Raw genomic sequence first — 12,313 nt, 5'->3', positions numbered from 1 at the left:
GGCGCGGACAGCTGGTTTTTGCCCTCTTCCTGGTGGGCGCGGCGCTGCTGCTGCTGGTTCTGATCACCGAGCAGACCGCCTGGGTCCAGAAGACCAGGCTGTTTGCCCAGCCCCGGTTCTGGCCCGCTGTCGCCATTGGCGGCATGGTGCTGCTGGGGGGGCTGCATCTGTATAAACTGCCGTGGCGGCGGGTCGGCCGTTACGACCTGCGGGAGCTCAGGCGCTGGGCGCAGGTTTTCGAATTTGCCGGCTGGTTCATGGGGTATGTCCTTTTGGTGCCGGTCATCGGCTATCTGCCGGTGACACTGGCCTTCATGCCGCTGCTCAGCTGGCGGATGGGCTATCGCAGCCGCTTCATGCTGGGCATCAGCCTTGCCTTTGCGGTGGCAGTGGTGGTGCTGTTCAAGGCCGTCCTGTCGGTCAAGATCCCGGGCGCGATGCTGTACGAATATCTGCCGGGGCCGCTGCGCAGCTTTTTCATTCTTTATCTCTGAGTGCCCGCCATGGACCTTATCCTGTCTGCCATAGAAATCCTGATGCGCTGGGACGTGGCGCTGGCGCTGCTGGCGGGATCGGTCGGCGGCGTGCTTATCGGCGCGATCCCCGGAGTCGGTCCGGCGGTGGCGATTGCCATCCTGTTGCCCGCGACGTTTTCGATGGATCCGATTGTGGGCCTGACGGTGCTGCTGGGGATCTACGGCTCTTCCATGTACGGCGGCGCCATTCCGGCGATCCTGATCAATACGCCCGGCACCGCGGTCAATGCGCTGACCACCTATGACGGCTATCCGATGACCGCGCGGGGGGAGCCGCGAAGGGCGTTAAGCCTGGCCTATTCCGCCAGCTTTTTCGGCGGCATCTTCTCGGTCATCTGTTTGATCCTGTTTGCCCCGGTGCTGGCAAAGATCGCGCCGATGTTCGGCTCGCGCGAGATTTTCATGGCCGCACTTTTGGGCCTGATCCTGGTGGTGGTCGCCCACCGCGGCCAGGCGCTGATTGCGGGGGCGCTGGCCTGTTTCGGGATATTCCTGCAGACCATCGGGCTGGAGCCGGTGAAATACACCCAGCGCTACACTTTCGGGCAGGATTTCCTCGGCGGCGGCATCAATCTGATCGTTGTTGTGCTGGGGCTGTTTGCCATTTCCCAGGCCTTTGTGCTGCTGACGGATGAGGACGAGAAGGTCCGCATGACCCGCCTGCGCGGCGGCATGTTCCAGGGCCTGCGCGAGCTGGCACGCCATCCGCGGGTGGCTGGTGTCTCCGCTACCTTTGGCGTGCTGATGGGCATGGTGCCCGGTGTGGGGGAGTTCACTGCGCAATTCATGTCCTACACCTATGCGCAAAAAACCTCGAAACGGCCGCAGGATTTCGGTCATGGCTCCTCGGAAGGGCTGATCGCGGCGGAGACCGCCAATAACGCCGTGCCAGCGGCGGCCATGGTGCCGCTGCTGGCGCTGGGCATCCCGGGCGAGGCGCTGACGGCGATGATGCTGTCGGTCTTTTATGTGCACAACGTGGTGCCGGGGCCGGGGCTGTTCCAGAACGACATGGATTTCGTGGTGGCGTTGTATCTCGCGCTGCTGCTCCTGAACGTGCTGGTGCTGCTGTTCCTGCTGTTTGCCACCCGGTCGCTGATCCAGGTTGTGCGCATCCCCAACCGGTTCCTGGGGGTCTGCATCCTGACGCTCAGCTTTGTCGGCGTCTACAGTTTGCGCAATTCCGTCACCGACTGTGTGATGGCGGCGGCGTTTGGTGTCCTTGGCTATGTGCTGAAACGCCTGTCGCTACCCGCGGTGCCGATCATCCTGGGCATGGTTCTGGGCGGCATCATGGAGGTGAAGCTGCGCGCGGCCATGGCAAGGGTGAAGGAACCCTTTGATTTCATTGACCGCCCGGTGGCGTTCATCCTGTTTCTACTCATCATCATTGTTCTGGCGGTCCACATCCTGCGGGTGCTGAAGGACCAGAAGGAACTGAAGGAGGCCGAATGGCAGACCAAATCCTCATCGACAAGCTTCGCAAGCTTGATGTGGCGCCGCAGAAACTCTTTCTTGAAGGATCATGGCAGGAAGGTTCGGGCCAGACACTCGAAGTTGCTTCGCCGGTTGACGGATCTGTTCTGACCACCCTGCAGGGCGCCTCTGCCGCGGACGTCGAAAACGCCGTCGCCTCGGCACGGCGGGCCTTTGAGGACCGCCGCTGGGCGGGACAGAGCCCCGCCGCAAGGAAGCAGGTGCTGCACAGGATTGCAGACCGGATCGATGCAGAGGCAATTGAACTGGCGGTGCTGGGTGTGCGCGACAACGGCACCGAGTTCAACATGGCGCTGAAGGCCGAGCCGGGATCGGCGGCGGGCACATTCCGCTACTACGCCGAGGCGTTGGACAAGGTTGCCGGGGAGGTCGCGCCGACCGCGCCGGATGTGCTGGGGCTGGTGCAGCGGATGCCGGTGGGAGTGGTAGGCGCCATCGTGCCCTGGAACTTCCCGCTGATGATCGGCGCCTGGAAGCTGGCGCCGGCGCTTGCGATGGGCAATTCGGTGGTGCTGAAACCGGCGGAAACCGCCTCGCTGACGCTGCTGCGGCTGGCGGAAATCTGCTCCGAATGCGGCCTGCCGGACGGGGTGCTGAATGTGGTGACCGGCTCCGGCGCCGAGGCGGGTGCCGCGCTGGCGGCGTCCAACGGCGTGGATGTGCTGGCGTTCACCGGCTCCGGCGCGACGGGGCGCAAGCTGCTGGAGGCCTCGGCGCGGTCCAACCTCAAGCGTTGCTATCTGGAGCTGGGCGGCAAATCCCCCAACATTGTCTTTGCCGATGCGCCGGATCTGGCCAAGGCGGCCAAGATCTCTGCCGCGGGCATCTTCCGCAATTCCGGGCAGGTCTGTATTGCCGGTTCCCGCCTGCTGGTCGAGGCGTCGGTTCATGATGAGTTTGCCGAACTTCTGCAGGCCGAGGCCGAGGCGCTGCGGGTGGGCGATCCGCTGGACCTGAAAACGCATATCGGCGCGGTCAATTCCGAGGAGCAGCTGCGCCGCAACCTCTCCTTTATGGATATGGCGCGGGCAGAGGGCGGGCAGGTCATCACCGGCGGGCAGCGGATTCTGGAAGACACCGGCGGCACCTATATGTCGCCGGCAATTGTTACCCATGTGGCGCAGGATCACGCGCTGTTCCAGCGCGAGGTCTTCGGGCCGGTGCTGGCGGTTACCAGGTTCGAGACCGAGGCAGAGGCGCTGAGCCTTGCCAATGCCACCGACTTTGGCCTGGCGGCAGGTGTTTGGACCGCAAACCTGTCCCGCGCACACAGGATGGTGGCGGGCATCCGCGCCGGCGTGGTGCATGTGAACACCTATGGCGGGTCTGATAACACAGTGCCTTTGGGCGGCGTCGGCCAGTCCGGCAACGGCCATGACAAGTCGCTGCATGCGCTGGACAAATACACCGACCTGAAAACAGCTTGGATCCAGCTGTGAAGCAGGTTTTGCCGGCGCAAAACCTGCTGCCTCCGGCGGGAGTATCTTGAGAAAGTTGAAGCGCGGCGGGCGCGCCGGTTGCCGCCCTCGCGATGCTGATCAGACGGGAGACTAAGCCTGTGTCAAACAAGACCATACTGGTTGCCGGAACCTATGACACCAAAGACGATGAGTTGGGCTATCTGGCGGCGGTGATCCGCGGGCAGGGCGGTTGTGTCCTGACGATGGACGTCAGCGTTCTGGGAGATCCGAGCCAGCCCGCGGATGTCAGCAAACATGATGTGGCAGAAGCCGGCGGCAGCTCAATCCGGGCGGCGATAGACTCGGGCGATGAAAACACCGCCATGCAGATCATGGGCGCAGGCGCTGCGGCCAAGGTGCTGGAGTTGCACCGGCAGGGGCGCATTGACGGGGTGATCGTATTGGGCGGCACCATGGGCACCGATCTGGCGCTGGATATATGTGCCGCATTACCGGTGGGCGTGCCCAAATACATCGTCTCTACTGTGGCCTTCTCGCCGCTGATGCCGCCGGAGCGGATCCCGGCGGATGTGCAGATGATCCTCTGGGCCGGGGGGCTTTATGGACTGAATACGATTTGCAAGGCCTCGCTCAGCCAGGCTGCTGGCGCGGTGCTGGGCGCGGCCCGGGCGGTGGAGCCGCCCGAACGCGACCGGCCGCTGATCGGCATGACGTCATTCGGCAAGACTGTGCTGCGCTACATGGTGGCGCTGAAACCGGCGCTGGAGGCGCGCGGGTTCGAGGTGGCGGTGTTCCATGCCACCGGCATGGGCGGGCGCGCGTTTGAAAGCCTGGCCGCAGAGGGCGCCTTTGCTGCGGTGATGGATTTTGCCCCGCAGGAAGTGTCGAACCACCTGTTCGGCGGATTATCGGCCGGGGCGGACCGGATGACCAATGCCGGGCGCGCCGGCATACCGCAGCTGGTGGCGCCGGGTTGTTACGATTTGGTGGATTACATCGGCTGGCAGGACACGCCCGCACAATTGAGGGGACGGGAAACCCATGCCCACAACCGTCTTCTCACCTCTGCCCTGCTGAATGCTGACGAGCGGCGGCAGGTGGCGCAGGCGGTTTGCGGCAAACTGGCCGCTGCCAAGGCGCCGGTGGCCGTGCTGCTGCCCGCCGGGGGGTGCAACGAATGGGACCGTCCCGGTGCCCCGTTGCATGATGGCGAAGGGCTGGCGGCCTTTTGCGATGAAATACGCGCCTTCTGCCCGGAGAATGCGGTTCTGCATGAACTGGACTGCCATATCAATGATGCTGCCTTTGCCGGCAAGGCTCTGGAAATTCTGGACGGCTGGATTGCCAGCGGTGTGGTGAAGACCGGCTGAACAGCCAATCGCCTTATCTCTTGGTTGTGCCTCTTGATAATGCGTTTCAATAAGTTCCAAAGCTGCGGTGTTTCTGTTACGTAATGACTTGAATGGCCGCCATTTGCAGCGCCCGGGCGTCTCTGGCGCGGGCTTTGCAGGCCTTTGGCCGCCTTTGGGGCTTGGCGCCGGTTCGGCTGCCGTGCCTAATCGGATGAGAGCCGGGCGCAGCTGCCGCCGCCCTGGGAACAAGAGGATGACCGGATGAGTGAAGCCATAGCATATGAGCGCGCAGGAGACGTTGCTGTTCTTAAAGCGCAGAATCCGCCAGTGAACGCACTGGGTGCTGCAATGCGCAAAGGGTTGCTGGCGGGGATCGAACGGGCGGAACAGGATGGCGCCAAAGCGGTGCTGATCTACGGCGAGGGCCGGACCTATTTTGCCGGCGCCGATATCCGCGAATTCGGCGGGCCGCCGCAGGACCCGCAACTGCCGGCCCTGTGCAGCCGGATCGAGGCGTCGCCGCTGATCGTTGTCTCCGCCATGCATGGCACGGCGTTGGGCGGCGGGCTGGAGGTGGCGTTGGCCTCGCATTACCGGGTTGCGGTTCCGTCGGCCAAAATGGGCCTGCCCGAGGTCAACCTGGGCATTCTGCCCGGTGCAGGGGGCACCCAGCGGCTGCCGCGATTGGCCGGAACCGAAGCGGCGCTGGAGATGATCACCAGCGGCCGTCACTTCGGCGCCGCGGAAGCGCTGGAAAAGGGCATTATCGACAAGATCGAAGAGGGGGATCCGCGCGGGATCGGCCTGGCTTATGTGCAGGAACTGCTGGAGCAGGGCGCCCCGCGCCGGGCGGTGGGCGAAATGCCGGCGCCGGACGCGGTGGATTTTGATGCGGCCTATGCGGCCACGCTGAAAAAAGGGCGCGGCCAGCTGTCGCCGGCCACCGCCGTGCGGGCGGTGCAGGCAGCGGTTGAGGCCGAGAGTTTCGAGGCGGGGCTCAAACGTGAGCGCGCGCTGTTTAAGGAGCTGATGGGCTCTGACCAGCGGCAGGGGCTGATCCATGCATTCTTCGCCGAACGCGCGGTCAGCAAGCTGCCGGAGCTGCAGGGTGCTGAACCGCGCGAGGTTGCCTCGATGGGGGTGATTGGCGGCGGCACCATGGGGGCGGGGATCGCCACCGCAGCGCTGCTGGCGGATTTGCCGGTGGTGCTGATTGAAATGACCGATGATGCCGCGGCTGCGGCCCGCGGCCGGATTGAAGGCAACCTGAAAGGGGCCTTGAAGCGCGGCAAGATCACGCAGGCGCAGTATGATCGGCTGACTGGCGAGGCGCTGACTGTGGCGGCCGATTATACTGCGCTGGCGCAAGCGGATCTGGTGGTCGAAGCGGTGTTCGAGGACATGGGTGTCAAGCGCGACGTCTTCGGCAATCTGGATGCCCATTGCAAGCCGGGCGCGGTGCTGGCGACCAATACCTCTTATCTGGATGTGGACGAGATTGCTGCCTCCACCTCACGTCCGCAGGATGTGATCGGGCTGCATTTCTTCTCACCCGCGCATGTGATGAAACTGTTGGAAGTTGTTGCCGCCGAAAAGACTGCTCCGGAGGTGCTGGCCACCGGCTTTGCCCTGGGCAAGCGGCTGAAAAAGGTCGCGGTGCGGTCTGGCATCTGTGACGGGTTCATCGGCAACCGGATCATGAATGCCTACCGCAAGGCGGCGGAATATGTGGTGCTGGACGGCGCCTCTCCTTACCAGGTGGACCAGGCGGTGACCGGTTTCGGCTTCCCGATGGGGCCGTTTGCGATGGGGGATCTGGCGGGGCTGGATATCAATTGGGCCGCCCGCAAGCGCCGCGCGCCCACCCGCGACCCGCGCGAGCGGGTGCCGCGCTTCTACGAGATGCTGTGCGAGGGCGGCGATTTCGGCCAGAAGACCGGCAAGGGATTCTATATCTACGAGCAAGGCCGGCGCGGCGGCGTGCCGAACCCGCAGGTGGCCGGGCTGATTGCGAAAGATCAGGCGCAGCAGGGCGTCACCCCGCGTGAGTTCAGTGACGCGGAAGTCCTGCGCCGTTACATGTGCGCCATGGTCAATGAGGCCGCCAAGGTGGTGGGCGAAGGCATCGCGCGGCGGCCGCTGGACGTCGATATGGTGATGCTGTTCGGCTACGGTTTTCCGCGGTTCTGGGGCGGACCTTTGAAATGGGCTGATCTGCAGGGGCTGGACGGGATCCTGGCCGATATCCGGGCCTATGCGGCAGAAGATGATTTTTTCTGGCAGCCGGCACCGTTGCTTGAACAGTTGGTGGCGGAGGGAAAACCCTTCGATGAACTGAACAAAGGCGGCTGAATCGGGGGCGGGTGCCCTTCCGGCCCGTCGAGGGCCGTCGGGGCGCGGCCGGGCTGGACGCGCAAACGCAGGCCGTAACACGCAAAAGCGCCGCGCGGAACGCGCGGCGCCTGGCCCAACAAGAGCGGCGCATTCTTGCATGCGCCCGGCGATTGACGGGAGTTGCCCGCGCTTTAGGTCCAGGTGCCTTCGGTGGCTGCACGGATCTTGCGGATGTTCTCGCCGTAAACTTCGGGGGCGTTGACCGAACCGCCTTTGAACACGGCTGACCCGGCAACCAGCACGTCGGCGCCTGCCTCGGCCACCAGCGGCGCGGTGGTGGGATCAACGCCGCCGTCGATTTCGATATGCACCGGGCGGTCGCCGATCATCGAACGCAGGCTGCGGATCTTGGCGGTCATGTCGATGAACTTCTGGCCGCCGAAGCCAGGATTCACGGTCATCACGCAGACCAGATCGGTCAGGTCCAGCAGGTGCGCCACCGCTTCCGCCGGGGTGCCGGGGTTCAACGCCACGCCTGCCTTCATGCCGGCCGCGCGGATCGCCTGCAGGGTGCGGTGGATGTGCGGGCCGGCCTCGATATGGGCGGTCAGCACGTCGGCGCCGGCATCGGCATAGGCGTCGATATAGGGATCGACCGGGGCGATCATCAGATGCACGTCCATCACCGTCTTCACATGCGGGCGGAACGCCTTCACCGCCTGCGGGCCGAAGGTGAGATTGGGCACGAAATGCCCGTCCATCACATCCACATGCACCCAGTCGGCGCCCTGGGCTTCGATGGCCCGGATCTCCTGGCCGAAGTTGGCGAAATCGGCGGAGAGGATGGAGGGCGCGATCTTGATCTTGCGGTCAAAGGACATCTGGCAGCTTCCTTTTGCAGAGGGAAATGAGGAGTCGAAGGCCGTATAGACCGTCCCAGCCCCTGTGGACAGGGGCAGAATGCGCAGCAGGCCCGTTAGCCTGTGCCGCACGCCCGCGGGTTGCGCGCGGCGGCGTTACAAAACTTTCACGGCAGTGACACATGAAGTTTGAGCGGGCGGGCTAGGCAGGCCCCGAACGAAGAGGGAGCGCCCCTGTGCTGCGCATTGACAAACTGACGAAACGGTTCAGCGGAAAGATTGCGGTGGATACCGCGACGCTGGACATCGACAAACCCTGCATGATCGGCATTATCGGCCGTTCCGGTGCGGGCAAATCCACCCTATTGCGGATGCTGAACCGGCTGGAAGACGCCAGCGAAGGCCGTATCCTGTTTGGAGACCGCGAAATCACTGGCCTGAAAGGCAAGGACAAGCGCGCCTGGCAATCGGACTGCGCGATGATCTTTCAGCAGTTCAATCTGGTGCCGCGGATGGATGTGGTTTCCAACGTGCTGCACGGCACACTGAACCGGCGCAACGTGATGGCGTCGCTGTTCAACCTGTACCCGATGGCAGACATTCACAAGGCGATCGGCATCCTTGAGCGCCTCGGCATTGCCGAACATGCTGCCAAACGGGCCGAGGCGCTGTCGGGCGGCCAGCAGCAGCGGGTGGCGATTGCCCGGGCGCTGATGCAGGACCCGAAGATCATCCTGGCGGATGAACCGATCGCCTCGCTGGACCCGATGAACGCCCAGACCGTGATGGAGGCGCTGCGCCGCATCCATGAGGAAGACGGCCGCACGGTGATTGCCAACCTGCACACGCTGGACACCGCACGGCGCTATTGCGACCGCGTGGTCGGCATGCGCGACGGCCGCATCGTCTTTGACGGGCTGCCCGAACAGCTGACCACCGGGGTTGCCCGCGAGATTTACGGCGCCGGGGAGGAATTCTCCGAGGCGGCCACCTCAACCGAGATCGAAACGCTGGCAAAGACGGATGCGCGGCGCGCTGCCATTCCGGCCGAATAACCCCTGACCTTTTTCCATCTTCCCTGGGGCCGCGGTCCTTGGGGATTGACCAACCGGAGAGACATGAAATGAAGAAACTGATAGCTGCCGTTCTGGCAACCACCGCGCTGACCGCCCCAGTTGCGGCAGAGGACATCAAAGAGTTCCGCATCGGCATCGTGGGCGGCGAGAATGCTCAGGACCGTCTCAGCATGCAGGAATGCCTGCGCGAGCAAACCGAAGCGCTGCTGGGTGTCGAAACCAAGCTGTTCGCCCCGGCTGATTATAACGCTGTAATACAAGGCCTTTTGGGCGGCACTATCGACATGGCCTGGCTGGGCGCATCGGGCTATGCCAAGACCTACCTGTCCGACCCGGATGCGGTTGAGCCGGTTCTGGTCAAGGTGAACACCGATGGCGGCTATGGCTACTACTCGGTTGGCTTTGCCCGCAAGGACAGCGGCATCGGCTCGCTGGAAGAGATGAAGGGCAAGATCTTCGGCTTCGGTGATCCGAACTCCACCTCCGGCTACCTGATCCCTTCGATCGAGATTCCGGCCAAGATCGGCGCCACCATGAAATCCGGTGACTACTTCGGCGAGGTCAAATTCACCGGCGGCCACGAGCAGACCATCGTCGCGGTTGCCAATGGCGACGTCGATGGCGGCGTGACCTGGGCTGATGGTCTGGGTGAATGGGAAGACGGCTATCAGTCGGGCGCGCTGCGCCGTGCGGTTGACGCTGGTCTTGTCGACATGAACGACATGGTTGAGATCTGGAAATCGGCGCCGATCCCCGAAGGCCCGTTTGTACTGCGCACCGCACTGCCGGCCGACGTGAAGGTCAAGGTGACCGGCCTGCTGGCTTCGATGAACTCAATCGATCCGGATTGCATGTACAATGTGCTGGGCGGCGAGTCGAACGGGCTGATGCCGATCACCCATGACGCCTATGAGCTGATCATCGAAGCCCGCAAATTGAAATCCCAGTAATTTCAATACTGTGCTCAGCGGGGTTTCGGGCTTGCCCCAAGCCCCGCAATTTCCCTGATGGCCGCAGCACCGGCGATCACCTTAAGTCCAGGACCCCTAGATGGCAGATCTGACAGCCGCCCGGCCGGGCATCGATGACATCCGGCAGCAATACACCGCCCATACCCAGCGCAAGCGGCTGTACGGCGGCATACTGCTGGCCATTTTTGCGGCGCTGATGACTGCAGGTTTGCGCACCGCGGATGCGCGCAATGCGGGCTCTTTCGCTGATGGGTTCACCCGGATCCTCGACTACCCAGCCGAGGTGCTGGACGAGGCCGCCGAAAAGGCAGCTCAGCTGCCGGGCCATATCGCATATTTTTTTCCAGCACTGGTTGAGACGCTGAATATTGCCGCTGCAGCGACCCTTGCCGGCGCGGTGTTCGGAACCCTCCTGTCACTCCTGGCAACCCGCGGCATGGCGCCCTGGCCTGTGCTGATCCCGTTGTTCCGGCGCATCAGTGACATCTGCCGGGCGGTTCCGGAGATTGTCATCGCGCTGGTGCTGATTTTTGTTCTTGGCGGCGGCCCGGTGCCTGCGATGATCGCCATCGCCATCCACACCGCCGGCGCCTTGGCCAAGCTGTTTTCCGAGGTGAACGAAAATGCGTCGCTGAAACCTGTGGAAGGCCTGACATCGGTCGGCGCCACCTGGGCGCAGCGGATGACGCTGGGGGTGATCCCGCAGGTCGGGCCGAACTACGTCAGCTATGCGCTGTTGCGGTTTGAGATCAATATCCGTGCCTCAGCCATCCTTGGTTTTGTCGGTGTCGGCGGCATCGGCTACGAGCTGAAAAACGCGATGTCCTGGGGGCAGGGGCGTTACGACGAGGCCGCCGCGATTTTCCTCCTTCTCTTTGTCTCCATTGTTGCCGTCGACCAGCTGTCCGGCATCGTGCGCGACCGTCTGACCCATGGAGCGAAAGCATGACCACTTTCGATACCACTCTCACCCCGGCAGAGCTGAAGCTGGATATCTCAAGGCTGTTTCGGAAGAAGCGGTTGCTGGCGTTCGCACTGCCCGCCCCGGTGCTGGCCTATCTGACCTATGTCTTTCTGGCCTTCGACGTCCCTGGGCTGTGGGCGAAAGCGAATCTGGAGAACGCCAGAACCCTGGTCAGCGACAGTTACAGCTATAAGACGCATGTGACCCGCGACAACCGCAACGGCGCGGTTTCGGTTTCGATCGAAGGGGAACGCAAGGGCACCTACCCCGATGGCACAGCGCCGGATTGGGTTGCCCTGGGTAAGACCACTGTGATTGACTTGGAGGATGGCCATACCGTCACCTTTGGCCCGGAAACCATCGAATATGCGATCCCCGGCTATGGCACCGTCCGCGCCACCCCCAGCCGCAGCGCAGGCGTTCAGGCAGAACTGCCGGCGGGCGATGTGCCGGAGTGGATCAGCGTTTCCAAAAACCGGCTGGCCGTCGAAACCGGGGCCGGGCGCCTGACTGTCACCCGGAACCGGGCTGAAGTGTTCCGCTATTTTGCGGGATGGGAGCTGTTCTTTTTTACCCTCGACAGCCCCTATTCCGGCATGGCGGCAGGGGAGCTGCTGCAGCGCGCGGCCACAGGCGAGGCCGGGGCGATCTTTCAGGATTTCTGGACCAACAAGATGTGGCGCCACCAGGACGTGGCCTGGGCGATTGCCGAAACTCTGCTGATGGCGTTTCTGGGCACCATTGGCGCAGCTGTCATCGCGCTGCCGCTGGCCTTTGCCGCCACCCGCAATTTCATGCCCCTGCGTGCCTTGCGTTTTGCCATGCGCCGTCTGTTCGATTTCTTCCGCGGGGTGGACTCGCTGATCTGGACCGTGGTTCTGGCCCGCGCTTTTGGTCCCGGTCCGTTGACCGGTGCGCTGGCGATCCTGGTGACGGATACCGGCACATTCGGCAAGATCTTCTCGGAAGCGCTGGAAAATGTCGACCGTAAGCAGATCGAGGGCGTCGCCTCCACCGGCGCAACACCGCTGCAGCGCTACCGGTTCGGAGTGATCCCGCAGATCACCCCGGTGCTGCTGAGCCAGTTGCTGTACTTCTTTGAAGCCAACACCCGCTCGGCCACTATCATCGGTGCAATCACGGGCGGCGGCATCGGCCTGCTGCTGACCCAGGCGATCATCACCCAGAAGGACTGGGAGGAGGTGGCTTATTACATTAGCCTGATCATACTGATGGTGATGCTGATGGACTGGTTCTCGGGCTGGCTGCGGCGGAAGCTGATCACAGGCGGCAGGTAATCAC

10 protein-coding genes are annotated in these 12,313 nt (G+C 63.4%); 9 read left to right on the top strand and 1 reads right to left on the bottom strand.

The annotated features are described in order from the left end of the window. From VOI29_RS04595 to VOI29_RS04575, 5 genes are all read left to right on the top strand, one after another. On the top strand, window positions 1-494 hold a 494-nt coding region (locus VOI29_RS04595), incomplete at its 5' end, for a tripartite tricarboxylate transporter TctB family protein (protein ID WP_323776279.1). Between the two features lie 9 nt (window positions 495-503). Then, window positions 504-2,123, top strand: a complete 1,620-nt coding sequence (locus tag VOI29_RS04590) for a tripartite tricarboxylate transporter permease (protein ID WP_323776277.1) — start codon at window positions 504-506, stop codon at window positions 2,121-2,123. Continuing rightward, complete coding sequence (locus tag VOI29_RS04585; protein WP_323776282.1) at window positions 2,030-3,472, top strand: aldehyde dehydrogenase family protein; 1,443 nt, start codon at window positions 2,030-2,032, stop codon at window positions 3,470-3,472. The genes VOI29_RS04590 and VOI29_RS04585 overlap by 94 nt, the downstream gene beginning before the upstream one ends. 92 nt (window positions 3,473-3,564) lie before the next feature. After that, window positions 3,565-4,824 carry a Tm-1-like ATP-binding domain-containing protein gene (locus VOI29_RS04580; protein ID WP_323776275.1) on the top strand — a complete coding sequence of 420 codons (1,260 nt, stop codon included), beginning with the start codon at window positions 3,565-3,567 and terminating at the stop codon, window positions 4,822-4,824. Between the two features lie 243 nt (window positions 4,825-5,067). Next, window positions 5,068-7,158: a 3-hydroxyacyl-CoA dehydrogenase NAD-binding domain-containing protein gene (locus tag VOI29_RS04575; RefSeq protein WP_323776273.1), complete on the top strand. Its 2,091-nt coding sequence runs from the start codon at window positions 5,068-5,070 to the stop codon at window positions 7,156-7,158. Between the two features lie 173 nt (window positions 7,159-7,331). Here VOI29_RS04575 and rpe read toward each other — a convergent pair whose 3' ends face one another. Then, complete coding sequence (gene rpe / locus VOI29_RS04570) at window positions 7,332-8,021, bottom strand: ribulose-phosphate 3-epimerase (protein WP_323776271.1); 690 nt, start codon at window positions 8,019-8,021, stop codon at window positions 7,332-7,334. A 215-nt stretch (window positions 8,022-8,236) separates the two neighbouring features. Here rpe and phnC point away from each other — a divergent pair, with 215 nt between their 5' ends. From phnC to phnE (VOI29_RS04550), 4 genes are all read left to right on the top strand, one after another. Then, the gene (gene phnC / locus VOI29_RS04565) at window positions 8,237-9,055 is read left to right on the top strand and encodes a phosphonate ABC transporter ATP-binding protein (protein ID WP_323776269.1); all 819 of its coding nucleotides are present in this window, start codon (window positions 8,237-8,239) and stop codon (window positions 9,053-9,055) included. A gap of 68 nt (window positions 9,056-9,123) precedes the next feature. Next, entirely contained in the window at window positions 9,124-10,026 is a 903-nt protein-coding gene (phnD, locus tag VOI29_RS04560) for a phosphonate ABC transporter substrate-binding protein (protein ID WP_323776267.1), read from the top strand. A 100-nt stretch (window positions 10,027-10,126) separates the two neighbouring features. Next, on the top strand, window positions 10,127-10,996 hold the full coding sequence (phnE, locus tag VOI29_RS04555) for a phosphonate ABC transporter, permease protein PhnE (protein ID WP_323776265.1): 870 nt from the start codon (window positions 10,127-10,129) through the stop codon (window positions 10,994-10,996). Next, window positions 10,993-12,309, top strand: coding sequence for a phosphonate ABC transporter, permease protein PhnE (gene phnE, locus VOI29_RS04550; RefSeq protein WP_323776262.1), 1,317 nt, complete (start codon window positions 10,993-10,995; stop codon window positions 12,307-12,309). The genes phnE (VOI29_RS04555) and phnE (VOI29_RS04550) overlap by 4 nt, the downstream gene beginning before the upstream one ends. Window positions 12,310-12,313 lie beyond the last annotated feature (4 nt).

Source organism: Leisingera sp., from assembly GCF_034669605.1.
Lineage (GTDB): Bacteria > Pseudomonadota > Alphaproteobacteria > Rhodobacterales > Rhodobacteraceae > Leisingera.
This window is presented reverse-complemented; position numbering and strand designations above follow the sequence as displayed.

Bases quoted from the DNA above. Each gene is read 5' to 3' on its own strand.
- VOI29_RS04590 (WP_323776277.1), top strand. From the start codon at position 504: ATGGACCTTATCCTGTCTGCCATAGAAATCCTGATGCGCTGGGACGTG.
- VOI29_RS04580 (WP_323776275.1), top strand. From the start codon at position 3,565: ATGCTGATCAGACGGGAGACTAAGCCTGTGTCAAACAAGACCATACTG.
- VOI29_RS04575 (WP_323776273.1), top strand. From the start codon at position 5,068: ATGAGTGAAGCCATAGCATATGAGCGCGCAGGAGACGTTGCTGTTCTT.
- rpe (WP_323776271.1), bottom strand. From the start codon at position 8,021: ATGTCCTTTGACCGCAAGATCAAGATCGCGCCCTCCATCCTCTCCGCC.
- phnD (WP_323776267.1), top strand. From the start codon at position 9,124: ATGAAGAAACTGATAGCTGCCGTTCTGGCAACCACCGCGCTGACCGCC.
- phnE (WP_323776265.1), top strand. From the start codon at position 10,127: ATGGCAGATCTGACAGCCGCCCGGCCGGGCATCGATGACATCCGGCAG.
- phnE (WP_323776262.1), top strand. From the start codon at position 10,993: ATGACCACTTTCGATACCACTCTCACCCCGGCAGAGCTGAAGCTGGAT.